The sequence below is a fragment of the Vreelandella hamiltonii genome, from assembly GCF_014651775.1.
Taxonomy (GTDB): Bacteria; Pseudomonadota; Gammaproteobacteria; order Pseudomonadales; family Halomonadaceae; genus Vreelandella; species Vreelandella hamiltonii.
Genome location: NZ_BMXN01000006.1, coordinates 51166 through 77405, shown reverse-complemented (window position 1 = coordinate 77405; position 26240 = coordinate 51166). Strand labels below are relative to the sequence as shown.

21 protein-coding genes are annotated in these 26240 nt (G+C 60.5%); 7 read left to right on the top strand and 14 right to left on the bottom strand.

Annotated elements, in window-relative coordinates; translation table 11 throughout:
• Positions 1-3: 3 nt before the first annotated feature.
• The 11 genes from etfB to IE091_RS07300 all read right to left on the bottom strand — a co-directional run bounded on the left by etfB (position 4) and on the right by IE091_RS07300 (position 14178).
• Positions 4-837, bottom strand: coding sequence for an electron transfer flavoprotein subunit beta (etfB, locus tag IE091_RS07350; protein ID WP_189463286.1), 834 nt, complete (start codon positions 835-837; stop codon positions 4-6).
• Positions 827-2098 (bottom strand): electron transfer flavoprotein subunit alpha, encoded by a 1272-nt coding sequence (gene etfA, locus IE091_RS07345; RefSeq protein ID WP_189463284.1) that lies wholly within the window; start codon positions 2096-2098, stop codon positions 827-829. Before etfA ends, etfB begins: the two co-directional genes overlap by 11 nt.
• Entirely contained in the window at positions 2095-4110 is a 2016-nt protein-coding gene (locus IE091_RS07340) for a (Fe-S)-binding protein (protein WP_189463282.1), read from the bottom strand. The genes etfA and IE091_RS07340 overlap by 4 nt, the downstream gene beginning before the upstream one ends.
• A gap of 20 nt (positions 4111-4130) precedes the next feature.
• A complete protein-coding gene (gene dgcA, locus IE091_RS07335) occupies positions 4131-6203 on the bottom strand; it encodes a dimethylglycine demethylation protein DgcA (protein WP_189463280.1) in 2073 nt (690 codons plus the stop codon).
• A gap of 24 nt (positions 6204-6227) precedes the next feature.
• Positions 6228-6773, bottom strand: a complete 546-nt coding sequence (locus tag IE091_RS07330; protein WP_189463364.1) for a DUF5943 domain-containing protein — start codon at positions 6771-6773, stop codon at positions 6228-6230.
• Between the two features lie 2 nt (positions 6774-6775).
• Positions 6776-7753, bottom strand: a complete 978-nt coding sequence (locus IE091_RS07325; protein ID WP_189463278.1) for a dipeptidase — start codon at positions 7751-7753, stop codon at positions 6776-6778.
• Between the two features lie 234 nt (positions 7754-7987).
• Positions 7988-9133, bottom strand: coding sequence for a choline metabolism transcriptional regulator GbdR (gene gbdR / locus IE091_RS07320; RefSeq protein WP_189463276.1), 1146 nt, complete (start codon positions 9131-9133; stop codon positions 7988-7990).
• Between the two features lie 380 nt (positions 9134-9513).
• Entirely contained in the window at positions 9514-9879 is a 366-nt protein-coding gene (locus IE091_RS07315) for an AtuA-related protein (RefSeq protein WP_052196451.1), read from the bottom strand.
• Positions 9866-11290 (bottom strand): acyclic terpene utilization AtuA family protein, encoded by a 1425-nt coding sequence (locus IE091_RS07310; RefSeq protein ID WP_144983675.1) that lies wholly within the window; start codon positions 11288-11290, stop codon positions 9866-9868. Before IE091_RS07310 ends, IE091_RS07315 begins: the two co-directional genes overlap by 14 nt.
• Entirely contained in the window at positions 11290-13191 is a 1902-nt protein-coding gene (locus IE091_RS07305) for a TRAP transporter permease (RefSeq protein WP_144983672.1), read from the bottom strand. The genes IE091_RS07310 and IE091_RS07305 overlap by 1 nt, the downstream gene beginning before the upstream one ends.
• A 21-nt stretch (positions 13192-13212) precedes the next feature.
• Positions 13213-14178 carry a TAXI family TRAP transporter solute-binding subunit gene (locus IE091_RS07300; RefSeq protein ID WP_096922636.1) on the bottom strand — a complete coding sequence of 322 codons (966 nt, stop codon included), beginning with the start codon at positions 14176-14178 and terminating at the stop codon, positions 13213-13215.
• 138 nt (positions 14179-14316) lie between these two features.
• On the opposite strand from IE091_RS07300, the gene IE091_RS07295 reads away from it, so the two are divergent.
• The 7 genes from IE091_RS07295 to IE091_RS07265 all read left to right on the top strand — a co-directional run bounded on the left by IE091_RS07295 (position 14317) and on the right by IE091_RS07265 (position 22685).
• A complete protein-coding gene (locus tag IE091_RS07295) occupies positions 14317-15252 on the top strand; it encodes a LysR family transcriptional regulator (protein ID WP_189463273.1) in 936 nt (311 codons plus the stop codon).
• A 35-nt stretch (positions 15253-15287) separates the two neighbouring features.
• Complete coding sequence (locus tag IE091_RS07290) at positions 15288-16547, top strand: M20/M25/M40 family metallo-hydrolase (protein WP_189463271.1); 1260 nt, start codon at positions 15288-15290, stop codon at positions 16545-16547.
• A gap of 218 nt (positions 16548-16765) precedes the next feature.
• Entirely contained in the window at positions 16766-18217 is a 1452-nt protein-coding gene (locus IE091_RS07285) for an SLC13 family permease (RefSeq protein WP_189463269.1), read from the top strand.
• 508 nt (positions 18218-18725) lie between these two features.
• Complete coding sequence (locus tag IE091_RS07280; RefSeq protein WP_229800782.1) at positions 18726-19523, top strand: MipA/OmpV family protein; 798 nt, start codon at positions 18726-18728, stop codon at positions 19521-19523.
• A 52-nt stretch (positions 19524-19575) separates the two neighbouring features.
• Complete coding sequence (locus IE091_RS07275) at positions 19576-21240, top strand: alpha/beta hydrolase (protein ID WP_229800781.1); 1665 nt, start codon at positions 19576-19578, stop codon at positions 21238-21240.
• Between the two features lie 414 nt (positions 21241-21654).
• Positions 21655-22437 carry a CLCA_X family protein gene (locus IE091_RS07270; RefSeq protein ID WP_422822520.1) on the top strand — a complete coding sequence of 261 codons (783 nt, stop codon included), beginning with the start codon at positions 21655-21657 and terminating at the stop codon, positions 22435-22437.
• A 95-nt stretch (positions 22438-22532) separates the two neighbouring features.
• Positions 22533-22685 (top strand): metallothionein, encoded by a 153-nt coding sequence (locus tag IE091_RS07265; RefSeq protein ID WP_096922632.1) that lies wholly within the window; start codon positions 22533-22535, stop codon positions 22683-22685.
• Between the two features lie 497 nt (positions 22686-23182).
• On the opposite strand, the gene IE091_RS18645 is transcribed toward IE091_RS07265, so the two are convergent.
• From IE091_RS18645 to IE091_RS07250, 3 genes are all read right to left on the bottom strand, one after another.
• Entirely contained in the window at positions 23183-23686 is a 504-nt protein-coding gene (locus IE091_RS18645; protein WP_096922631.1) for a YgjV family protein, read from the bottom strand.
• The gene (locus tag IE091_RS07255) at positions 23683-25119 is read right to left on the bottom strand and encodes an amidohydrolase family protein (RefSeq protein WP_229800780.1); all 1437 of its coding nucleotides are present in this window, start codon (positions 25117-25119) and stop codon (positions 23683-23685) included. Before IE091_RS07255 ends, IE091_RS18645 begins: the two co-directional genes overlap by 4 nt.
• A gap of 147 nt (positions 25120-25266) precedes the next feature.
• On the bottom strand, positions 25267-26235 hold the full coding sequence (locus IE091_RS07250) for a tripartite tricarboxylate transporter substrate binding protein (RefSeq protein ID WP_157779976.1): 969 nt from the start codon (positions 26233-26235) through the stop codon (positions 25267-25269).
• Positions 26236-26240: the final 5 nt, after the last annotated feature.

The following is a 26240-nucleotide window of genomic DNA, read 5'->3' as shown; positions in this document are numbered from 1 at the left end:
ACGTCAGCGCAGTACTTCCTCCTCCTTGAGCAGCTTGTAGATTGCCTCGGCGCCCTGCTCGGGGGTCACGTCGGTGAGCACCTGCCCCCCTTTGCCCTCGGATTTGGACGCCGCCGCTTTGAAGCGATCCCGAGCCGAGGCGGCCTTGACGATTCTCAGACGCTTGGGACGTTTGCGAGCAGGTGCCAGATGCCACTGGGCCAACTCGCTATCGACGACGGAGCTGCCAAACGTGACAACCATGGTGGCGCGGCGCGCCGGGCCAAAAGCACTTTGCCGCGCGGCTGGCGCCGCTTCATCCACGCTGATAATGGCCGGTAAACGCACCTTGAGTCGGCGACGCTGGCCTCGCGGCAACGCCTGCAGCAGCGTGAGCACCCCGTTCTCGATGCTTTCCACCGCCGCCAGGCCATTCACCAATGGCCAGCCCAACTGTTCGGCCAGGGCATAGGGCAGCAGCCCCGACCCTTCGCCTCGTTCGGCTCGAGAGCCGGTAATGACCAGCTGAGGCGAAGCCGCCGCCAGGTGCTCCACCAGGGCCGGGATGGCATCACTGCCCTCGGGCTGTTCCAACAGCGTCATGGCTTGAACGCCTTCATCCCCTGTCGCCATGCCTAGGTAGCCGCGCAGCGCCGCCTCGCTCTCCCCATGTTGAGGCCCGGCGTGCAGCACGTCGATGCGTGTGCCTGGCCGGTCGGCTGCCATGGCCAGCGCCAGCTCCAGCCCGCGGGCATCCTGCTCGGCGCGTCGCGCCCGCCCGGTGATGGGGTGACGCCCAATCGAGACCAGTACCGCCACTTCGATGCCCGGTTGCGTTTGCCGTTGATCATGCTGCATCGCGCTGCCCTCCTCGCTGCTGCTCTACCAGGGCCACCAGCGCAGCCAGAATTTTCCCGCTGTCACCGATGACGGCCAGGTCAGCACGTTTGATCATGTCGCACCCCGGATCGAGATTGATCGCCACCACCTTGTCGCAGCGCTGAATCCCCTGCAAGTGCTGAATGGCGCCTGAAATGCCCACGGCCATATAGACACGAGCGGTGACCCAGGTGCCGGTGGCGCCCACCTGACGGTCGCGGGCCATGAAGCCGTCGTCCACCGCGACACGGGACGCGCCTTCGGTAGCGCCGAGGACTTTCGCGGCGTGATGGAAAGCCTCCCACTCCTTGACGCCGTTGCCGCCGGAGAGGATGAATTCCGCCTCGGCCAGCGCCACGCCTGCAGGGTCCACCGCCACCTGCCCCAGGTCTTCGATACGCGATAGCGTCGTGGGAACCGACGCCGCCAGGCTCAGGTGCTCCGCCGCGTGGCGCGTTTCGTCCACCGGCTCGGCGCACTCGGCCAGAGCCAACACGACCCGCGGAAGCGGCCGCTGAATATCCAGGCTACCCGCCCCGCCCCGGGCGGTGCAGCGCCAGCCCAGCGATGTCTGCGAGTCCGCGTCGATCTGCCATACCCCCGTGGCAGCCCGCTCCCCCAAACGCAGGGCCAGACGACGCCCCAGGTCGGCGCCCCCCAGCGGTGAGTCGGGCAGCAGCCAGAAGCGCGGCGCCATCTCACGGGCCACGGCGCCGAGCGCCGCCAGACGAGCTTCGGGGGCATATCCCGTATAAAGCTCATCCTCCAGATGCACGACCCGATCAATCCCGGCATCGCCCAGCGCCGTCTCTTTATGATCCCCAAAGAGGATGGCCAGCACGGCTCCCGGGCTTTGCGGATCGGCATCTGCCAGGCGGCGAGCCAAACCCAGCAGGTCCTTGTCGTGGCTGGAGAGGCGCCCACCGCTCAGGTCAGGCACCACGGCGACCACGAACGCGGGCTGCTCGATATGGACCGCACGGCGACTATCGCGCGCCGTCGTCGCGGTCACCGCAGACTGTTCGCCCTGCTGGAGACCGCTTCGATCGATTCGCTTGACCCCATTAGGGCCGATAAAGCCAACGGCTCGCGGGTTTTTACGCACCACCCCACTGGGCCCGAACCATTCGCTGACGATGGCGCCGCCGCCCATATCGGCCAGCACACTGGCGTGCTCGGGATGCAGTCGATTACGGGCGATCCACTCACGACGTGGATCGCGACGAAGAGTCTCTCTCATACGGTCACCTCCTCAGCAGGCGTGGTGGCGGGCCGACGGGCGGCATCTGACCCAGCCACCGCGGGGCGCTCGACCAGTACATCGGCTACCAGCTCGGCAATGTCACGCACATCGGCAGTGGCATCCACCACCCCTTCGAGCATGGCGGTACACTGCGGGCAGCCCACCGCCACCAGCTCGGCACCGCTCTCCTTGACATCGTTCATGCGCATGTCGGGAATACGCTGCTTGCCGGGAATATCGGTGATCGGCGCGCCGCCACCGCCGCCGCAGCAGCGCGAGCGGAAGCCGGAGCGCTGCATCTCCTTGACCTCGATACCCAGTGCCTTGAGCACGTTGCGCGGGGCGTCATATTCACCGTTGTAGCGCCCCAGGTAGCAGGGGTCGTGATAAGTGACGCGGCCGCCCTTCCAGGGCGCGAACGTCAACCGTCCGGCCTCATATAGCTCGGCAATGAACGTACTGTGGTGGCGAACTTGATAGTGGCCGCCCAGCTCACCGTACTCGTTGCCCAGCACGTGGAAGCTGTGCGGGTCGCAGGTGACGATCTGCAGGAAGTGATACCGGGACAGCGTGGCAATGTTGCGCTTGGCCAGTGACTGGAACGTGGCCTCGTCACCCAGACGACGCGCTACGTCGCCGCTGTCGCGCTCCTCGGTACCCAGCACGGCGAAATCCACCTCGGCGGCACGCAGCACTTTCACCAGGGCGCGCAGGGTACGCTGGTTGCGCATGTCGAAGGCGCCATCCCCCAGCCACAGCAGCACGTCGACCTGCTTGAGATCGGCCATCAGCGGCAAGTTGAGATCCGCCGCCCAGTGCAGCCGCGAGCCTGGATCGAAGCCACCAGGGTTGTCGGTGGCGATCAGGTTATCGAGCACTTCGGCGCCTTTGTTGGGCGTCTTGCCCCGCTCCAGCGTCAGGTGGCGGCGCATGTCGACGATGGCATCGACGTGCTCGATCATCATCGGGCACTCTTCAACACAGGCGCGGCAAGTGGTGCAGGACCATAGGGTCTCGGCATCGACGAGCGCCTTGCCTTCCAGCGCCACGATGGGCGAATGGGGCGCGCCTGCGTGTTCGCCGACGGGCTTGCCCCCAAGCCCTTGTGAAGGGTGTGGAGAACCGGCATAAGCCGCGTCGCTGCCTCCCGCCATGCCCACCACCATGTCCTGAATCAATTTCTTGGGGTTGAGCGGCTGGCCCGCGGCAAACGCCGGACATACCGCTTCACAGCGGCCACACTGGACGCAGGCGTCGAAGCCCAGCAGCTGATTCCAGGTGAAATCGGCAGGCTTTTCAACGCCCAGCGGTGCCCTGGCATCGTCGAGATTCAGCGCTTTGAGGCCCGTCGAGCGACCGTTGCCGCCCTTGTGCGTCGAGAAGCGTTCGGCGCGGCGGTGGAACGCCAGGTGCAAAGCTCCCGCAAACGCGTGCTTCATCGGCCCGCCCCAGGTCATGCCGAAGAACATTTCCCCCAGTCCCCAGGCGACGACACCCGCCAACACCAGCGCCAGAAGCCAGCCACCGCTGCCTTCAAGCAGCCCTTCGGGCAACAGGCCCACCGTGGGCAGGGTGATCAGGAAGACACCTAGCGAAAACGCCATCAAACTTTTGGGCAAGCGCATCCAGGGCCCCTTTGATAGCCGGGCGGGCGGGTCAAGCCGCCGCCGTGCCACGAAGAGGCTGCCGATGAACATCGAGGTGCTGGCCAGTAGCAGTAATCCGCCCAACACGGGATTGGCTAACCCCAGGCCGTGGACCAGAATCATCAGCACGGCAGCCGCCACGAAGCCACCGGCGGTGGCCACGTGGGTATGGGAGATCATCTTGTCACGCTCCACCACATGGTGCAGATCCACCAGGTAGCGGCGCGGCAGGGCTGCCAACCCCTTCAGCAGGTCAACGCGCGAGGGGCGCCCCTGGCGCCACAGGCGAATCCGGCGTACAGCGCCGATGACGGCCAGCGCCAAGGCGGAGAAAATCAGTATCGGCAAGAGCGTATCGAGCATGGTACTCACCTCATCGGCCGTCAAAAATCCTTGCAGATTCGCAGGGCGTCGTAGATGGCCGCGTGGGTATTACGTGGCGCGGTGCAGTCACCCAGGCGGAAGAGCAGGAAGCCATTCCCCTCTTCGCTCAGGCTCGGCTGCGGCCGAATCGCATAGAGCGCCTCCAGATCCACCTGACCTTTATTGCGAGACTGCTCCTTGAGGGCGTAGTAGAGCGACTCATCGGGACGCACGCCGTTCTCGACCACCACCTGATCCACCACCCGCTCTTCCAGGGCGCCGGTGTACTCGTTCTCGAGCACGGCCACCAGGCCATCGCCCTCGCGGTAGACCTTGTGCAGCATCAGGTCGGAGGACATGATCACCTCTTTTTCGTAGAGGCTGCGGTAGTAGGTGGGGAAGGTGGTGCCGCCCACCGCCGCACCGGGTTTGATGTCGTCGGTGACGATCTCTACCTTGGCGCCCTTGTCGGCCAGATAATCCGCCGTCGACACGCCGGAAAATTCGCAGATGGCGTCGTAGATCAATACGTTCTTGCCGGGCGCCACCTTGCCGGAGAGGATGTCCCAGGTGCTGACCACCAGGCTCTCTTCGGGGTTTTCCGAGTAGCCCCACTCGGGGTGCTGGCTCATGAACGGCTGGCCACCGGTGGCCAACACCACGATATCGGGGCGCAGGTCGAGCAGCGTTGCCTCGTCGGCACGGGTGCCCAAGCGCAGGTCGACTTTCAGGCGCGCCAGCTCCAGCTGGTACCAGCGGGTGATACCGGCGATCTGGTCTCGCTGGGGCGCCTGGGCGGCGATGGTGATCTGCCCCCCCAGGGCATCAGCAGCTTCGAACAGCGTGACATCGTGGCCACGTTCGGCGGCGACGCGTGCGGCCTCCATGCCGCCGGGGCCACCGCCCACCACCACGACCTTGCGTTTGACGCCCTCGGTTTTTTCAATGATATGCGGCAGCCCCATGTACTCTCGGGACGTGGCGGCATTCTGAATACACAGTACATCCAACCCCTGATACTGGCGGTCGATGCAGTAGTTGGCCCCCACGCACTGCTTGATCTGGTCGATCTGGCCCATCTTGATCTTGGCGATCAGGTGCGGGTCGGCAATATGTGCCCGGGTCATGCCCACCAGATCCACATAGCCGCCTTCGAGAATGCGCTGAGCCTGGTTGGGGTCCTTGATGTTCTGAGCGTGAATGACCGGCACACTCACCACTTCCTTGATGCCTGCCGCCAGGTGCAGGAAAGGCTCCGGCGGGTAGGACATGTTGGGAATGACGTTGGCCAGCGTGTTATGGGTATCGCAGCCAGAGCCGATGACCCCGAAGAAGTCCACCATGCCGGTGGCATCGTAATAGGCGGCAATCTGCTTCATGTCGTCATGGGAGAGACCGTCCGGATGGAACTCGTCGCCGCAGATGCGCATACCCACCACGAAGTCGTCACCCACCTCGGCGCGCACCGCCTTGAGCACTTCCATACCGAAGCGCATGCGATTTTCGAAGCTGCCGCCCCACTCGTCGGTGCGTTTGTTGACCCGCGGGCTCCAGAACTGGTCGATCAGGTGCTGGTGAACCGCAGACAGTTCGACACCGTCCAGCCCGCCTTCTTTGGCGCGGCGGGCGGCCTGGGCAAAGTCACCCACGATCCGCCAGATCTCCTCTTCTTCGATGGTCTTGCAGGTCGAGCGGTGCACCGGCTCGCGGATACCGGACGGGGATAGCAAGGTCGACCAGTCAAAACCGTCCCAGCGGGAGCGGCGCCCCATGTGGGTAATCTGGATCATGATCTTGCCGCCATGCTTGTGCACGGCATCGGCAAGGTTCTGGAAGTGCGGAATGATGCGATCCGTCGACAGGTTGACCGAACTCCACCACCCCTGGGGGCTGTCAATGGAGACCACCGACGAGCCGCCGCAAATACACAGGCCACACCCGCCCTTGGCCTTTTCTTCGTAGTACTTGACGTAGCGCGCGGTGGTCATGCCACCGTCGGTGGCGTGCACTTCCGCGTGGGCGGTACTGACCACACGGTTGCGAATGGTCAGCTTACCGATCTCGATGGGCTGGAAAATTGCGTCGAATGCCATGCTGCTCTCTCCTCATTTCCCTGACTATCGGGGTGCGTCGGTCAACGGCTGGACGGTAAACAGGCCAACATCACAGCCGTGCTCGGCGGCACTCTGGGTCTGCTCCGCCACCGTTCGCAGCGCGCTACCCCGTGCGGCGAGGATCTGGTCCATGGCCCCGGCAAACCAGCCGGTGAACATGTACTCCACTTTACGTCCCACCTTGCCCATCTGGTAAACGAAGGCGCTGTGCTCCAGCCGTACCCTAGCGGTCCCGGCATCCAGATCGATCTCTTCGGTAATGAAGAGCCCCCAGCCGCGCTGGGAAAGACGCTTCATGTAGTGCTCGAACACGTCGACGCCTTCCAGCCCATGGCATTCGGCCTCTTTTTCACACCAGTGCCAGGCACTCTTGTAACCGGCGTGATAAAGGATCTCGGCGTACTTGTCGGCGCCTAGCGCTTCTTCCACCGCTACGTGGTTGTTGATAAAAAAGTGCCTGGGCACATACAGCATCGGCAGGGCGTCGCTGGTCCAGACGCCGGTTTCGCTATCCACTTCGATGGGCAGTGCGGGGGCCAGTTTGGTCATCATCATGCCCCCCATACGTCGCGCAGCACGCGCACCCAGTTCTCACCCATGATCTTGCGGACCTGGGTTTCGCTCATGCCACGCTTCAAGAGCGCTTCTGTAAGGTTGGGGAATTCACCAATGGTGCGGATACCTTTGGGATTGATGATCTTGCCGAAATCCGTCAGGCGGCGGGCGTAACCCTTGTCGTGGGTCAACCACTCGAAGAACTCCTGACCATGCCCCTGCGTGAAGTCGGTGCCGATACCAATGGCGTCTTCGCCAACGATATTCATGACGTACTCGATCGCTTCGCAGTAATCTTCGATGGTGGAGTCGATGCCTTTTTTGAGGAAGGGCGCAAACATGGTCACGCCGACAAAACCACCGTGGTCGGCGATGAACTTGAGCTCTTCGTCGGTCTTGTTGCGCGGGTGTTCTTTCAAGCCCGAGGGTAGGCAGTGGGAGTAGCACACCGGTTTTTTGGATTCGAGAATGACTTCTTCCGAGGTTTTCGCACCGACATGGGAGAGATCACACATCATGCCGACGCGGTTCATCTCGGCAACGATTTCACGGCCGAAGCCAGACAACCCGCCGTCCCGCTCGTAGCAGCCGGTACCCACCAGATTCTGGGTGTTGTAGCACATCTGCACGATGCCCACGCCCAGCTGCTTGAAGATCTCCACGTAGCCAATCTGGTCTTCGAAGGCGTGGGCATTCTGGAAACCGAAGATGATGCCGGTCTTGCCCTCTTCTTTTGCACGGGTGATATCCGCAGTGGTGCGCACTGGGCGGACCAGATCGCTGCACTCCGCCATCAACTGGTTGGACTTGACGATGTTATCCACCGTCGCCTGAAAGCCCTCCCACACCGAGACGGTACAGTTGGCCGCCGTCAGGCCACCACGTCGCATGTCTTCGAGCAGCTCGCGATTCCATTTGGCGATGATCAAGCCATCGATGACGATGGCGTCATTGTGTAGTTCAGCGGGGGTCATGGCTAAGCTCCAACATGGGTTAATGAAGCGAGCATAGCGCTGACACTGGAGTAGACGGCGCTTGGAAACGACGGCGGAAATTCCAAAAGCGTCATCTCGCCAAGTGCATCACCACTCCTCAACCCCTCCCTGCATGGCAGAACATGGCACGATAGCGCTTAACCATCAGGCATAAAAAAAACGTGCTGCTCGACAATGAGCAGCACGCGATGGTTCTTGGATGAGTGGTCGGCGTCAGTTAAACACCGGTACGCTGGCAAAGGTCGGCTCACCCTGGGCGTACGCCAATGCCTGCTGGGCACTCGACAAAGGTTCGTTCTTGTACGCCTCTACTCCCCACCGCTTGATCAGGGTGGGTGTCTTGGCGCAGTGGCTCTCCTGGCGATCAACAACGCCCAAACGTTCGTTTCTGGGCGGCACCCCAAAGTATTCGCGATAACACTTCGAAAAGTGGGGGGTCGAGACAAACCCGCATACCGACGCAATTTCGATGATGGATAGCGGCGTTTGCTTGAGCAACTGCCTTGCCCGAGTCAAACGCAGCTTCAGGTAGTAGCGCGAGGGGGAGCAAAGCAGATAGCGCTGAAACAAGCGCTCCAACTGGCGTCGAGACACGTCGACATAGCTGGCGAGCTCATTGAGTTCGATGGGCTCTTCCAGGTTGGCTTCCATCAACGCGACGATCTCCAGCAGCTTCGGCTGGGTGGTGCCGAGCACATGCTTGAGCGGGACACGCTGCTGGTCCTGTTCGTTGCGGACACGCTCATAGATGAACATCTCGGAGATGCCTGCCGACAGCTCACGCCCATGATCATGAGCAATCAGGTTGAGCATCATGTCCAGCGGCGCAGTGCCCCCGGAGGCCGTGAATCGGTCACGGTCGATGGAGAACAGGTGCGGCGTCAGAATGACGTTGGGAAAGGCTTCCTGCATGGAGGCCAGACACTCCCAATGCACGCTGGTTTCGTAGTGGTCCAGCAACCCCGCCTCTCCCAACACCCAGCTTCCCGTGCACACGGAGCCCAGCCGTTTCAGCTGGCGGGATTGGGACTGCAGCCAGCGTATGTGGTCACGCGTCACGCTGTGCTGTGGCCCGACGCCGCCACATACGACCACCCACTCCAGCGACAGCGGCGTGTGCATGGAAGCATCCGGCGTTACTTGCAGGCCATCACTGGCGCGAACGGGCAGACCATCCTGGGTCAAGGTGTACCAGCGATACAGTTCGCGCCCAGCCAGTTGATTCGCCATGCGCAGCGGGTCTATCGCCGATGCCAGAGAAATCAGGGTGAAATTATCCAATAACAGAAAACCAAGGGTTTGCGGTTCGTCCGCACGATTGGTATTGGTCGCCGAGCCTTTTACTTGATGCAGTGTCATAGTCCTACCCTCCGTCACCTTTTAAGTCATTCACTTTTTTTTATTAGTATATTAGGTGTCCCTGGCGCCTCTTGGTTTCCCCTTTGGTGAGTGCTCACTCATTCAGGCAAGAGTATTTCTCCGTGGTCGTATACTGGCACGAACAGGGCGGATGGCGACAAGAGAATTGCATCCAGCTGGCGAAGGAAGTCGCAAATACAATCTTTGAGGTCGCATCCAAAACCCTTTCAGCGCGTAATGGAAGCGACCTCCAGCCACGTATATAAACCTCAAGCCGTCTATATACTTGTCACTACTAACGTAAGATTCATTCAAGATTGTCAGCAGGGTATGACGACGCTAAGCCACGTCTTGCTCCCCCGCGACGACACCGCCCATGACTAAGCAGAGCGCGACAGCGTCACCTCCATGCCCAACAGCAGGAAGGAGAGCGTTTTGCCATGCCCATCCAGGTTGAGGGCACCGTTGACACCGCCTTGCAACACGTCGTCGATGACAAAATTCATGCCCGACAAGGTAGGCAGCGGGTAGCGCTTCACCCGGCTTGCCCCACGGTGTGCGAAAAGCGCCAATACCCGCGCTTCCGTGACCTGTTCCAGCAAGGCTGAATAGTCCTGAGGATCATAGGCGAACAGCGCAATGTTCAAGCGCTCCCCCTTGTCGCCCGCCCGCGCATGAGCGACGCGATGCAGCGCCTGGGTAACACGGGTGTCCGCGCTCGTCGCGGCTTGCTCAGCGTACAGCATGTTGATCACCTCCGGCTTTTCGAGAACACGCAGGTTCCGGGCGGGCAACGGGCTCGAATATCGTGGCCCGTGGTTCGACGTCACTACGCTTGACCAGATAGGACGCGGTGAACACACGCCGCTGAAACTGGCGTCGCACGCCTCCCCCGCCTGCAGGGCCAGCGCAATAGAGTGCCAGCAGCTCCTGGGTCGCCCTTGCCACCCAGCGGCGCTCGCCGTGCTCGGCGGCCAGCCTCAGGCGGTAGTCTCCTTGCGTCGACTCCGACATCGTGCGCTGCAGCTCGCCACTATCGCTGTCGAACACGCTGGCCAGGCCAATGATGTCCAGGCGAAAGCGAAGGTCTGCGGGGGCTCTGAAAGAGAGCCGCTCGCGCAGTACCTGAGCGGCCAGCTGTGTCCGGGCCAGCGCGTTGGGTCCGGCATAGGAAATTTCCGCTTCGCCCTGCCAACCGCCGTCGTAGCACACGGTGGTCTTCAGTCGTTCCGGGGCAGGCTTGCCGCGTATGCCCGTCACCGCGATGCAGTTGGGTGCCAGCTCCTCGATCTCCACCGCCGACAAATCCACCGTGACATCCGGCGTCAGGTAGTTGGCAGGGTCGTGCACTTCATAAAGCAGCTGCTCCTTGACCGTCTGAACCGTTACACAGCCGCCGGTGCCGGTGGGCTTGGTGATCACCAGCCGCCCATCCTGCTCGACTTCGATGATCGGATAGCCCACCGTCGCGAGCCCCGGCACGTTCTTGAAGCCTGGGTCGGCAAAGTACCCGCCGCTGACTTGTGCCCCGCACTCCGCCAGGTGCCCTGCCATCATGCCGCAAGCCAACCGGTCCCAGTCGTCCCAGCGCCACTGGAAGTGGTGCACCAAAGGTGCCAGGAAAAGTGCCGGGTCGGCCACGCGCCCGGTGACCACCACATCCGCCCCCAGCGCCAGCGCCTCCGTCAGAGCCGCCGCCCCCAGATAGACATTGGCCGAAATCAGCGCTTCGTGGCCCGGCACTTCCAGCCGCTCGGCTTCCCAGCGCTGAAGGTCGAGCTGGTACAGACGCTGACGAATATCGTCACCCTGCACCTGGGCGATACGCGCATGCGCACAGCCGTGCCTGGCGGCCAGCTCGGCCACGAGCTGGCACGCCCCTGCCGGGTTGGCTGCGCCAAAGTTGCCCAATACCTTGATACCGTGGGCCAGGCAGTCACTGAGTATCGGCTCCAGCAGCTCTTCGAGCAGCGGTTCGAAGCCGCTGGCGGGCTCTTCACGCATGGCGCGGTGGGCGGCCGCCAGGGTACGTTCGCCCAGGGTCTCGAATACCAGCGCACAGGGCTGCTGACGTTTGATCAACTCGGCCACGACCGCCTCGGCGGCATCGGTTCGGTCGCCGGAGAACCCGGCTCCACTTCCTAGTAAAAAGCTCATCAATGAGTCTCCCTGGCTGGCAAGCCGCGGTCAGAATGCTCGTCGGGCGCTGACAGCAGGTAATGACGACGACGCAAAAACAGGCCCACCACCATGCCCAGCGCCAGCAGCGTGGTCAGCCACCCCGGCGTCAGGGCGAGGCCTATCACGACCAACAACGCTGCAACGTCCAGTATCCGCCAGCCCGTCATGGCTACCCGGGACATGAGCGCCGCGAATGCCACCACGAAGACCACGCCTTGGCAACTGGCCAGAGCGATGTCCAAGGCACTGCCGAACCCGGCGAGCGCGGGGTAAATCAGCAGCAGGAACGGGATGACGTAGATAGCCGCCGCCAGGCGCACCGACTCCATCGCCGCGGGCAGCCAATTGGTGCCCGCAATGCCCGAGGCCACGAAGACAGCGATACAGACAGGCGGTGTAATGACGGAGAGCGTGGCGAAATAGAACACGAACAAGTGCGCAATCAACGGCTCGACCCCGATGGCCGTCAGGGCCGGTGCCAGTACCGAAGCCACCAGCACGTAAGCGGCCGTCGTGGGAATCCCCATGCCCAGAATCAGGCAGACACCGCCCACGATGAAGGCCACCAGGAACAGAGACTCGCCACCCACGGTCACGATCAGGCTGGCCAGCGTTACTCCAATGCCGGTCATGCCAATCATGGCGACCAGAATCTGGGCGCCCGCCAACAGTACGCCAATGATGACCATTCCCTTGCCGGCATCCACCAGTCCAGCCAGCAGCTTGCCGACGATCTCCCTGAGCGGCACCCGCGCGATCAGCGAAAAAGGCACAAAGGTGAGCACGGTCATCAGAATGCCGTAGAACGCCGACATCTGAATGGAGCGACCGCTCAGCACGCCGTAGAACAGCCCGCCCAACGCTGCCAGAATGGGAATGATACGCTCTGGCCGCATCACCTCGGACCAGCCAGGCAGCTCGTCTTCCGGCACCACTTGCAGCTGGCGACGCTTCGCGACCAGATGAATGGTGATGAAGACTCCCAGGTAAAACAGGATGGCAGGCAGCAGCGCCGCCAGCGCGATACGCAGGTAACTTTCGCCGAGGATTTCCGCCATGATGAAGGCCGCTGCCCCCAGGATGGGCGGAGCGATCTGCCCGCCCGTCGAGGCCACGGCTTCCACCCCTGCCGCAAAGGGTCGGGGGTAGTTCAAGCGCTTCATCATCGGGATGGTGAAGTTGCCGGTCGTGGCCACGTTGGCGACGGCACTGCCGCTGACCATGCCGAACAGCCCCGACGCGACCGTAGCCACCTTGGCAGCCCCACCGGGCGAGCGCCCGCTGATGCGCAGTGCCAAGTCCATGAAGGTATTGCCGCCGCCGGTATGCAGCAGCAGGCAACCAAACAGCACAAAGGCAGCAATGGTCGTCGCCGCCACCCCCACCAGCATCCCCCAGACGCCCAAGTCCCCCAGGTAGATGGTTTCGGTCATGTAGAAGAGGTCGAAACCACGATGTCCAAGGGGCCCGGGAATCGCAGCACCCAGCCAGGCATAAGCAAGCCCTGCCACGATCAATAGCGGGAAGATGATCCCGATCGCTCTACGAGAGAGCTCCAGAATCGCCACCAGCAGCAGTGCCGTGAACAGCATATCTCGCGGGGTGGCCCAGGGCAGTTCGACCAGTATCGACTCGTGGTTCAACGCCACGTAGCCACAGGCAAGCACCACCCCAATGCCCAGCACCATGTCGATGGCCGCCCCCATGGGCCGCCAACGGGTGCCCGCCCCGAGGGGGTAGACCGCCAGGCCGAGCAGGATGACCAGCGCGAGGAAAATGCTTCGCTGAATCAAGCTTTCGAAAGGCCCCGTGGCCGAGGTGTAAAGGATAAGACCACCCAACAGCAGGGCCAGGCTTTTGGCAAAGAACTCGCGCATGATCATCGTCTCCGCACTGCCTTACTGAACTGGGCGTAATGCGTCGGGAATCTCATGGCCCTGCTCTTCGAAATAGCGCGCCGCACCGGCATGCAGCGGCACGCTGCCGACTTCCAGGGTCATCTGGGCGATATCGGCATCGCGCATGGCGGCGAAGGCATTGATTTGCGGCTCGGGGTTCTCCATGACCGCCTTGACGATCTGGTAGGCGGTTTCTTCATCCATGTCCGGGTGAGCATGCACGGCGACGCCAAACGCCCAGGTGGTGTACTCGGGAATACCTTCCGCCGCCCCTTCGGGAATGGTGATGATCGCCACGTCCGGCATCTCTTCACGCAGCGTATCTGCCTGCTCATCGCTCAGGGAGAGCACGCTGATGGGCGTGAACGTGGCAATGTCCATCGAGGAGCCATCCAACCGCTCTCCGACACCAGACTTCACCGACCCCATGACACGACCGTCTTTCATGGCGTCCACCATATCGGTCGTGGAACCCCGCACGTAGTGGGGCTCGATACCCAGCGTACGCATGACGGCTTCCGTGGTTTTTTCGGTCGCTGAACCGGTAATGCCTGGGTTGAAGCGAACGCCATCCAGCTCAGCGAAGCTGGTGACATTGGCATCCTGGCGCATCACCGCATTCTGGGGCGCAACGGTGTAGACCCAGAGCAAGCGATTATCCACCGGCCTGCCATCGAAATCGTCAAGGCCAGCGTAAGCGTGGTAACCGGTATTGGTGGTGACCAGGCCCATATCGATCTGGTTGCGGCCCAGGCGGCGCAGGTTATCGACCGTGGCCCCGGTTTCCGCCACCGACGAGCTGACGCCTTCCACCTGATTGTTGATGATCTGGTTGACGGCCACGAAGTAGCTGTAATGGCTGGAGGAGCTGGACGTCGAGCCAATCAACAGGCGCTCGTTGGCTTGGCTGGTGGTCGCCGACAGCAAGGCGGCGCTGGCGACCACGGCAGTGATGAGGGTTTTCATGGTGTCTCCGAAGCTCGCTGGGCGAGCGTTGTTATTATGAACGATGGCCACGAGCCTGAAGCACGCGGCCCATTGAGCATGGTGCGCTTGCTTATTTTTGTATATTGAATAGTTTTTATTTTGTGTTTTACTTTTTAAATGAACCCAAGCATCCAGCAATTACGTGTTTTCGTGGCCGTGGCCCATTCGCGCAGCCTGGCAGAGGCCAGCGAGCGGGTACATTTGTCGCAACCCGCCATCTCCATCGCACTGCGCAAGCTGGAAGATAGCGTGGGCGGCGCCCTGTTCGCGCGCACCACGCGGCAACTGCTGCTGACGCCGGAAGGCAAAACGTTTTTGCCCATCGCCATCCGGCTGCTCAATGACTGGAATGAAGCCTTCGAAGACCTGAACGACCAGTTCTCGAAGCAGCGTGGCAAGGTCACGGTGGCTGCCCTGCCGACCCTGGCGGCTGGCCTTTTTCCCAGTGTGATCAAACGGTTTCACGAAGCGTATCCGCGCATCAATCTCAGCCTGCACGATGTGCTGGCCGACCAGATCAATCAGATGGTGCGCGAAGGCCGGGCAGACCTGGGGCTTTCCGTGCCGCCTCAGAACGCCGACGACCTTGGGTTCGAGCCAGTGCTGGATGACAGCTATGTCGCTGTTTGCCCGGAGGGGCATCCGCTTCTCGAACAGCCCGAGGTGGCATGGCGGCAACTGGCCGACTACCCCTTCATCGGCATCAACCGGCTATCCAGCTCGCGTCAGGATATCGATCGCATCATGGCCAGCGTAGGCCGCTCGCTGGATATCCTGTGCGATGCCCGACAGATCGCCACCGTCGGGCGCATGGTGGCCAGCGGGCTCGGCATCAGCGTGCTGCCCTCGCTGAGCTTTCGCCAGATTGCCAACGACGGATTGGCGCATCGTCCTCTGGTGAAACCCACCTTCCAGCGCGCGCTGGGCATCGTACTGAGTAAACGTCACCCGCCTTCTGCCGCCGCCCGAGCACTGCGGGACATGATTCATGCACCGCCCACACCACCAGTCCCACCCACTGGCGACAGAACACGCCACAATCTGGCAGACTAGTCATCACTAACCACCGCTGTAAGTGAGGTTTCACCATGACCGATACCGCAACCCCCTGGACCCAGCCCATGCCGGACGCACAGTTCACCCTGATGCGTGACATTCTGGCGGCACCCAGCCCCGTAGGCCTGGAGGGCGCCATGACCTATGGCGTTCTCAAGCCCTATTTCGAAAGCTTTGCCCCGGCGGGCTGGCACCTGCATCAGTTCAAGGGCAACGCCGGTGTGGTACTGGACACGCATCCGGGCCAGGACGACATGTTCAAGCTGATGATCATCGGCCATGCCGACAAGATCCGCATGCAGGTTCGCTCGATTGGGGAAGACGGCAAGATCTGGATCAATACCGACTCTTTCCTGCCGGGCGTGCTGATCGGACATGAAGTTACCCTGTTCAGTGAAGACCCAGAGGCCCCAGGCAGCTACCGCCGCATCGACGGCGGCACGGTGGAAGCTCTGGGCGCAATTCACTTCTCCGACCCGGCCCAGCGTGATGGCAGCAAGGGTATCAAGAAAGAGCAGATTTACCTGGACCTGCAAATTCACGGAGAGAACAAGAAGCAGCAGGTCCTCAACCTGGGCGTGCGCCCCGGCGACTCGATCATCTTCAATCGTCCCATCCGCCCGGGGTTCAGCCCGAATACCTTCTACGGCGCCTACCTGGATAACGGACTGGGCTGCTTTGTCGCCGCCGAAGCCGCTCGGCTCGTTGCCGAAGCCGGTGGCACCGACAAGGTTCGCGTCATGTTTGCGATTGCCAGCTACGAAGAGATCGGCCGCTTCGGCAGCCGCGTGATGGCGGGCGAGCTGAAGCCCGATGCCATCATCGGCGTGGACGTCAACCACGATTACGTGGGCGCACCCGGCATTGGCGACAAGCGCATGCAGCCGCTGGAAATGGGCAAGGGGTTCACGCTGTCGGTGGGCTCGATTGCCAGTGAGCAGTTGAATCGCATCATTGCCACCGCCGCCAAGGAGCACGACATTCCCATGCAGCGGGATATCGTCGGGGTAGATACCGGCACCGACGGCATGGCAGGCGTACTGGCCTCCATCGACAGCGCGGCCACCTCCATGGGCTTCCCCATCCGCAACATGCACACCATTTCGGAAACTGGCAATACCCAGGACGTATTGGCAGCCGTGCATGCCCTGACGCACACCATCCAGGCCATGGATGCCATGCCCGACCTGCATCAGGCTTTCAAGGACAACCATCCCCGCCTGGACGAAGCCAGCCCGCTTGCCCACCAGGGCAGCAGCAAACCGAAAAGCGATGCTGACAGCACCGACTGACCCCGGCACTTCCCCCGGCCTGCGCTGGCCGGGGGTTCTCTCTCCTCTCTCCAGCCTTCTACTGGCACTCGGTTTTCAAACCTCCCCCGTGGCTAATGTTTCTTTATTCACGACCAAAGTCTTACTCTTACAACCAACGATTAATAAACCTAAGTGGTAGGATGCAGCCCTAAATTTTTCCTTTCTAATTAAGTAAATTTTGAAATCAGGAGATAATGATGGTTGCACTAACGCAAGAGTGGCGACGCTGGACGCCGCTGTTCGCCGGACCGCTACTGTTCGTGCTCATTCAATTGGCCATGCCCACGACGCTGATCGACCCCATGCCGCGCATCGTTCTGGGGCTGACGGCCTGGATGGCGGTATGGTGGGTGACCGAGCCGGTGCCCATTCCCGTGACCTCGTTCCTGCCCATGATCGTTCTCCCGCTGACGGGGGTGATGCCCATGAACGATGCAGTGGTGGGGTATGCCAACCCGGTCATCTATATGTACATGGGGGGCTTCATTCTGGCCATCGCCATCGAGCGCTGGAACCTGCACCGCCGTATCGCGCTCTCCATCGTCAACCGGATCGGCAACAGCCTGCGCAGCATCGTGCTGGGGGTTCTGATTGCTTCGGCCTTTCTCTCGATGTGGATTTCCAATGCGGCCACCGCGCTGATGATGCTGCCCATCGCCGTTGCCCTGCTGGGCGAGCTGGATGAGCGCGATCAGTTTGGCCCCCAGGAGCGCGAGGCCTTTGCCCGTACGCTGCTGCTCACCGTGGCGTATGCCGCGTCCATCGGCGGTCTGGCGACGATTATCGGCTCGGTGCCCAACGCCATCGTGGTCGCCATGATTCCGCAGTTCTTCGACATCGAAATCAGCTTTTTGCAGTGGATGATCTTTGCCCTACCGCTGACCCTGCTGCTGCTGGTCGTGCTGTATGTCTATCTCACCCGTATCTATTCCCGGGTGCCCAATACACGCCTGGAAGTCAACTTCGTGGCCCAGGAGCTGGAGAAGCTCGGCCCCATCACCAAGGACGAGAAGCGCGTCCTCACCGTCTTCGTCTTGACCGCTCTGGCCTGGGCGCTGCGGGGCTGGCTGGCCCCCTTTTTCGACCTGCCGATCAACGACACGCTGATTGCCGTGATCGCTGCGGTATCGCTGTTCATCATCCCGGCCCATAGTGAAAAACGCAGCCTGCTGATCTGGGACGACATGAAAAACCTGCCCTGGGGGCTATTCATCCTGTGGGGCGGCGGCATGTCGCTGGCCGCAGCGTTCAGCGCCAGTGACCTGACGGGCTGGATCAGCCAGCAATTGCAGCTGCTGGATGGCGTCAATTACTTCTTGCTGCTGCTGTTCATGGTCCTGCTGATGCTGTTCCTGACCGAAATCATCTCCAATACGGCCACTGCCAACATGGCCCTGCCGATTACCGCAGGCCTGGCAGCCGCCATCACCACGGGCAACCCGCTGGGCCTCATGGTGGCCGTGGCACTCGCCACCACGTGTGCCTTCATGCTGCCCATTTCGACGCCGCCCAACGCGGCCGTGTTCTCCAGTGGGCGTATCACGATCAAGCAGATGGCCAAGGCGGGGATTGCCATGAACCTGGTCAGCGCCCTCGTGATTACCCTGTTCGTCTATTTCATCATGCCGCTTTTGCTGCCCACGCCTTGAGCCACGATGGGCGAATAGGCAAAAAAAACCCCGGCCATGACTGGCCGGGGTTGTACTGACTCCTCCCTGATCCTTCTTCATGAACGTCCTGTTCATGCATCCCTGGTGCTCAAGCGCTCCTTGCCTGATAGTACTCCCTGAAGGCACCTTTCCTTATGCCATTGCCTACTCTGCAGCTTCTATGTGACAACTGCATTAACCTGAGATAAAAAAACCCCGACCATCGCTGGCCGAGGCTTTATCAGGTCCTCCCTGATCCCACTTCACGAACGTCCTGTCCATGCATCCTTGTGCGCCGCAAGCACTCCCTGCTTGCACTTCCTTGTAACGCTGTCCCTGCGTCATGGGCACACAGTGCGCCTTATAGACGTCGAGTTATCTAACCTGGGATATGAAAGGTCAAAAAGTTTTTATGGGCGGGCCGTGATAAATATCAAGCGCTGGCTTGCGATTGGTTTTAAACCAAACATACAATCATGCACGTTTCTCTCACATTCTGGATGCTCCCATGCCGACTCGCTCCCTGATTTCAAGCCGTTACTCTCGCTCCCACTTACGCCCCCTGGGCTGCCTGGTAACGCTCGCCTGCATGGCCCTGGCCCCCATGGCGCAGGCCGACCAATGGAGCGGCAGCGTGGGCGCGGGAGTTGCTTACGCCCCTGATTATGCCGGTAGCGACGACTACGAAGCCCGCGCACTGCCCGTACTGAACCTGGCCTATGGCGACCAGCTTTCCATCAATCTGCGCGACGGCATCGAGTGGCACGCCTTGCGCCAGGGCAACTGGAGCGCCTCGCCCTTTATCGGCTACACCTTCGGCCGCGATAACAAGGGTGACCTTGGCGCCTTCGAAAAAATCGATGGTGGCGCCACGCTGGGCTTGCGGGTCAGTTACCAGGATGGGCCCTGGCGCTACAGCGTGGCTGGCAGCCGCGCAGTGACCGGCGACATGGAAGGCGCCACGTTCTCGGCGAGCGCCACCCTGCGCACCCCGCTCAGCGAGCGTTTGCTGCTGGTGCTATCCCCCAGCGTCAACTACTCCAACGAGCGCTGGACTCAATCTCTGTATGGCGTTTCCGACCTGGATAGCGCCCGCAGCGGAGTGGCCACCTACGCACCGGATGGCGGCTATTGGCGGCTGGGCGCAAACGCCAGCCTGAGTTACGCCTTGACCCCTGAGTGGACAGCCACCGGCTTCGTCGGTGCTACCCGACTGACCGGCAACGCCGCCGACAGCCCGATCGTCGATGAGCTGGGAAGCCCCTGGCAGGCGCTGAGTGGGGTATCACTGACCTACCGTTTCTAATACGGTAGCGTCTGGAACCCACTCGCCAAATGGATTGCCCTCGAACCAGGCCATGAAAAACGTTATGGAAAACCGTCTCGAGCACTTTCGCATGAGGCCCTTGCTGAACCGCTTGTCGGGCACGGGTCTACTGCTTGCCACGCTCTTTTTTGCCTTCTCACTCACTCCAAGTCTGGTGCCCCGCCCCTTGCTGGCTCAGGGCATCGTCTCCGGGCTCAGCGTCACGGCGGGGTATGCCCTGGGCGTCATTGCGCGCACGCTGTGGCACTACCTGCACCTGCCAGAGCCCAAAGCCGCCCTGGAGCGCACGCTCAAGCAGCTGGCCGCCCTGGTCGCGTTGGTGGTGTCGGTGATTTTTCTATGGCGCGCGGCCGAGTGGCAAAACAGCATTCGCGAACTGATGGAGATGGACCCCACCAGCGGCACACGCCCGCTGGCCGTGGCGCTGATCACCATGGGGGTCTTTCTGAGTCTGCTGCTGGTCGCGCGGCTGTTCAAGCGCACCTTCAAGCTGCTCTCGTACAAGCTTGCCCATGTGCTGCCCCATCGCACGGCCCAGGTGCTGGGGATCGTCTCCGCCGTGGCGCTGTTCTGGCTGATCATCGAGGGCGTCATCTTTTCTTACGCACTACAGGTGGCTGACCGCTCCTACCAGCAGGTGGACGAGCTGATGCAGGATGACCTGAGCCCCCCGCAAGCGGCCAATGTGCCCGGCAGCGCCGAGTCGCTGATCAGTTGGGAAGCGCTGGGCAGCCGGGGCAGGCGCTTCGTCACCCAAGGCCCTACGGCCGAGGATATGGAAGCGTTTCTGGGTGAGCCCGCGCTCGACCCCATTCGCGTCTATGTCGGGCTGAACGCCGCCGAAACCGCCACTCAGCGCGCCGAGCTGGCCCTCGAAGAGCTGATCAGAACCGGCGGGTTCGAACGCTCGGTCATGGTCATCGCGACCCCCACTGGCCGCGGCTGGATCGACCCTCGCTCCCAGCACAGCGTGGAGTATCTTCATCGCGGCGATATTGCCACGGTGGCCGCCCAGTACTCGTATCTACCCAGCCACCTGTCGCTGATCTCCGAAGCAGAGTACGGCGTCGAGAGTGCCCGCGCGCTGTTTTCGGCCATTTACCGCTACTGGAGCCAGCTGCCAAGCGATGAGCGACCGCAGCTTTACCTCTTTGGCCTGAGCCTGGGCGCGCTCAACTCGGATCTATCCTTCGATCTTTACGATATCATCGACGACCCCTTTCAAGGCGTGCTGTGGAGCGGCCCTCCGTTTCGCAGCGACACCTGGCGCGCCGTGACCGCCGACCGCGATCCGGGTTCCCCTGCATGGCTCCCCACGTTTCGCGAGGGCGCGGTTGTAAGGTTCATGAACCAGACCCAAGGGCTGGAGGAAGCCGCTGCCCCATGGGGAGATTTCCGCATTGCGTTTCTGCAATATGCCAGCGACCCCATCACCTTTTTCGAGCCTGCGGCGTTCTGGCGAGAACCCGAGTGGATGCGTGCACCTCGTGGGCCAGATGTTTCTCCAGCGCTACGCTGGTACCCCGTGGTGACCATGCTACAGCTGCTGGTCGACCTGACCGTGGGCAGCGCCCCCGACGGCTATGGGCATGAAATCGCCGCCGAACACTACATCGATGCCTGGGCAGCCCTCACCGAACCCGACGGCTGGGATGCTGAGCAATTGCAGCGCCTGCGCGATCATCTGACGCGCTGACGATAACCCATTTCACCGGCAGGCTATTTAGCCTGCTATTTTTCGTGCCAACTGTAAAAATATAAACATTTGTTAAATATACACTTTATGATCGAGTAGCAGCATTTCTGTACTATTCAAGTACAATAAAAATACAATTTTATCTTGTACATTAATTGTCACTCACCTATAGTTCAAAGCGTTCGCGGCAGGGATACCGCGTGACAAGGGAATGTGCGCTTAGGATGAGCGAAGACGATTCAGGGACCGAGCAAGCTCAGGACGAGCTTTCGTCAATCAGGGAAGAAGAAGTACCGCAGTACACGGACTGATCATTCAGGACGCTCTGTACCGCGATGAAAAAAGCGTCCTCATTCGTGAGGGCGCTTTTTTTTATGTATCCTCCCCATGCCCCTTTCAGCAGGTACCCGGGTGATGCTCGATACCAGGCAGTTTTTTCGCCAAGGGCCCGTGCACCGGCCCGAAGGTAGCAGCGACTTTGTCGCAATCCGCCGCCAGTTCGACTTTCGCGCCATCGAAATTGGCCGCTGGGTCACCCCCGCCGAGCGCGACCACGCCGCCACGCTGTTTCATGATGCGCTCTGCGATCTCATGTTGATCCTGCACGGCAACGAAGCGCTCATTTCCCTGCATGGCACGCTTGCTCTGCAATACGGTACCGGCGGAAGACCCGGCGTCTCGGCGCATTACAGCCCCGCTGAGCGAAGCTTTGCCCTGGCCAAGAACGCTGGGCCTGGCAGCATTGCCCATGAATGGTTTCACGCCTTCGACCACTACATCGCCCGCAAATGTTTTCAGCAGTTACCTGCCAGTGCCTTTGCCTCCAGCGCCTGGCTGCAAAACGCCGTGCCCATCGCGCACCCGCTCAACCAGCGCCTGCTGGCCTGTTTTCAGGCCATCCTGCTGCAACCGAATGGCCAGCAGCCCAGCGAGCTGTTCCGCCACTCGGCCGCGGTCGACCGCGCCATGGGCCAGCTCTACTACAGCAAGCCAGAAGAGCTATGCGCACGAGCCTTCGAAGCCTTTGTACAAGATGCCCCCACCATCAAGAACCACTTTCTGGTCAAAGGCACACGCCGCTCTCCGGAAGCCGCACGCGGCCTGTACCCGCAAGGCAAACAGCGCGAACGCATCAACCAGCGCTTTCATGACTACTTCCTTGCGCTAGGCAGCGCCCTGGCGCGCTCGACGCCTTGACAGCAGCCATCACCAGCAAAAAACCTCACAACGCAATTACATAACACCCAGGGTGCGCACTACGCTTGAAGAGACAACCCACAGGAGGTTCTACCATGTCTCAGCAACAGTGCGCATGCCCGAAGTGTCATTGCAAGGTGGACAGCCACTCCATCGAAAAAGAGGGGCAACTCTTCTGCTCGACGGCCTGTGCGACGGGCCATTCCGATGGCTCTACCGATTGTGGCCATGACTGCAAGTGCGGTTGAACCCACCCGATAACCGCCCACCCCACTGCGATGCCCGGCCAAACACCGGGCATCGGCCTATCAAAGCGTGCGAAACCGCCCATCACCGACTAGGCTTACCTTTCAACTATTCTCAAAGGAAGAGATCATGCCCTCTACTACTACCATCGTGGTCATTGTCGTCGTCATCGTAGCGATTTTCGGATTCAGCGGCGGCCTGCGTTTCTAGGATAGCGGCACGTCTCAACAGTGGTGTGTGATAGCCCTGCCTGGTCTATGCCTCACCAACGAAAACGCCCCGCTGTGAAAGGCGGGGTGGTGATGACTAATTGTAAAGTAAAACGAATGGAAAATTAGGCCGCAAGTGATTTACCCCCATCAGGTAAACAACTCAGATTCTTTGTCCCGTCATTTCTTCAGTATTGTGCTTAGTGTTTGAGTCCAAGGAAGTCTGCTAGTCTCTAGCAAAAGGCAGACTTTCCAGACGCTTTGACCACCTTGGATCCTGCTCATATCGTCTAATGCGTTGTATTAAGCTTTCTCCAGCGAAAAATTCTGTACATATTAGATAATACATCTGCCCCCATCATTATAACTCCGGGTAATGAGCCCGCCTGCCAGTTGAACACTAACCAAAGCAGGCTGCCTACCAGCAGAGCTCCACGCCTCGGCAAACCAACGAAAAAGAATACCCCAACACTTCCTGAAACCACCGCAATCACAGGCAAAATATCCCAACTACTCTGCCAACTAACTCCACCAGTAAAGAGGTACAGGCTAATGAAGCCTGAGGCGAACCACACACCGTGACAGTGCATACAGACGAGGTTACGTGCAGCCGTTATCAAGTTAAGTAGGGCTGCCGTAGGCTGCGCCAATAGCAGGAAATGCAGGCTCCACAACAAGCACGAACCTGATAGCAGCATTAGCATGCGAACATCATGGCGACACTGAAAAGCCAGAACACCTATTAATGCCGCCACACCGCCGAGTAGCTGTATACCTAGCCACTCAAGGTTCATTCGTTGAACCGCGCTGGGATCGTGCCCGGTGCCAAGGGTAGCTCCTGACAGCGTGACCAGATTCGCTCGTAGGCGGGTCGGAGGGTTTCGGTCATACCCTCAGCGGTTGCAATGAAAGGCCTCAACCGCTGCATGGCCTGATCTATACGTTGAGATATTGCACGCTGATTCAGTGTAGTTATCTGGCCATCGGCAACAACCTGCTCGCCTTCTACCCATACAGAGTGAATGCCACCACCGTTCTCACCGAACACCAATTGGCGCAGCGGATTGTTAAGCGGCGTGAAAGCCGGCGCATCTAGTCGATAGAGCACTAGGTCCGCACGCATGCCGGTCGCTATCCGCCCCAGTTGATCCTCCATACCTAGAGCTCTAGCACCACCCACTGTAGCAGCCTCTAGCGCTTCTTCGGCGCCAATCCAGTGCCGATAGTCGTCGCCGCGCAGCTTGTGAAGTAAGGCCGTGTTGGCCACCACTCGGAGCATATCGGTGGACTCCAGTGAGCCGCAACCGTCGGTTCCCAGGCTGACATTAACACCTGCATCTAACAGCGCACGCATGGGCATCAAGCCGGACCCCAACTTTAGGTTACTGTTGGGGTTATGCTGCACGCTGGCACCACTGGCGGAAATCCGTGCGATATCGTCAGGAGTGAGCCACACCGCATGTATCAGCGAGGTTCCAGGTGCCAAAAAGCCAATATCGTCAAGATGTTGGAAAAGTGTCTTACCTCTCTGGTACCAAGCCGAAGCAGCTTGAAGGCGGGTTTCTTGCACGTGGATAATCACCGGCAAACCTGTCCGGTCAGCCACTGCCCTTACCTCCCCCAACAGGCTATCGCTGCAGCGTTGCGGCGCGGAGGGCGCGAGCAGCACCCCTACCCGATTATTGCGGGGGTGACGCGTCGCTGCGAGCGACTCGACCAGTTGAAGATAGTCTGCTGCAGGGGTCGTTTTGTTGGGCGCCAAACTAGCCAGAGTAGCTGGACTACACTCTTCTTTGATAAATGGCACACTTTCATGGAACGGGACATCAAATAGTGTGGGACCAAGCAGCGCACGGATTCCGATGTCTTCATAAGCGGCAAGTGCGGCCTCGACATGCTCTGAATTGAGCAGTGGTGAAGCATTGAAGTCGTCCACGATACAAGTAGTGCCTGATAGCAGTGCTTGGCAAGCGCCAACTAAAGTGCGTAGGTATATATCGTCAGAGGTTAATGGCAAAGGCTTTGCCGGCCGCACATAGTTCATCCACAGTTCAAGTGGCAAGCGGTCATAGCGCCCCTTATGGAAATTTTCATGGGAGTGATGGTGACCATTAATAAAGCCTGGTATGGCTAGTGTACCGGAGACATCAATAGCATCACCCTCAGGAGGAGCTGCCCCTGCAGGGCGAATTGCCTGGATGATGCCATCATGGACAACGATATCCATTGGCGACTCGGCAACATGGGTGCCGTCCTCGCTGAGAGGCCGAGTTCCCAACAGCGTCTTAGTCTTTTCAGATTTATTTATCATCACAAACGGCCAGCGGCCCTGTCCATAGAGCCGCTGACACTCTCCTGCGGTGTGGGAGCAATATCAGTTGCCCAGATAAGCTTCGCGCAATGCCGCTTGTTCCGACGAAAGTGCTTCAGCGAAAGCCTCGTGGTCGAGGAATTGAATGCCAGATCCAATCTGGCCTACCAGGCGAAGAAAGCCTTCATCCTCGGTTAAACGCTGGAAGCCGTCACTAAGCTCTGCGATAACTTCGTCCGATGTACCAGCAGGTGCCATAACTCCGCGCCAGAACTGAAAGACCACGTCATAGCCCTCTTCCTGACAAGTAGGGATATCCCCGTAGGCCTCGAAACGCTCGGTATCGGTAACACAGAGCCCCACTAGGCTACCTGCCTCAAGATGCTCGCCAACCACACTAGGGTCACCAGCATAAGCCATGGTATTACCCCCCAAAAGCTGAGTCACAGCCGGGCCGCCGCCCCCAAGCTCCACACCGCGCATATTAATGTCGGCAGTCGCTTTCAACATCTCGAACACGGTAAAGGTGAAACCGTTACGGTTATCAGAACTGTAGACCACCTCGTCAGGGTTCTCTTCAGCGTACTCAACTAGTTCCGCGATGCTCTGGAACGGCTGATCGGGTGTGGTGACAAAGATCGCTGGGCTGTAGTTGATGCGCGCCACCGGTACGAAGTCATCCATTTCGTAGGGTAAGTCTTCGACCTGCGGACGCAGGGAATTGATGGTCGGATCGCCGAACAGCAGCATAGTGCCGTCTGCAGTGCTGCCAGCAACCTCAGCGGCAGCTACAGCACCACCGCCACCGCCACGGATTACCGAGATCAGCGGGCGGCCCAGAAACTCTTCACCCACTGCGGTAATGATACCAGCATGCAGGGAGTGGGAGCCTCCTGCAGGATAGGGAGTAACGAATCGAATCGGCTCATCAGGCAGATGGCTTTCTTCGGCGAGCACTTGGCCGGTTGTTAGGGTGGCAGCGGCTGCGAGTGACGCGGCTAGAACAGTACGGGACAGAACGAGGTGAGACATGGTTG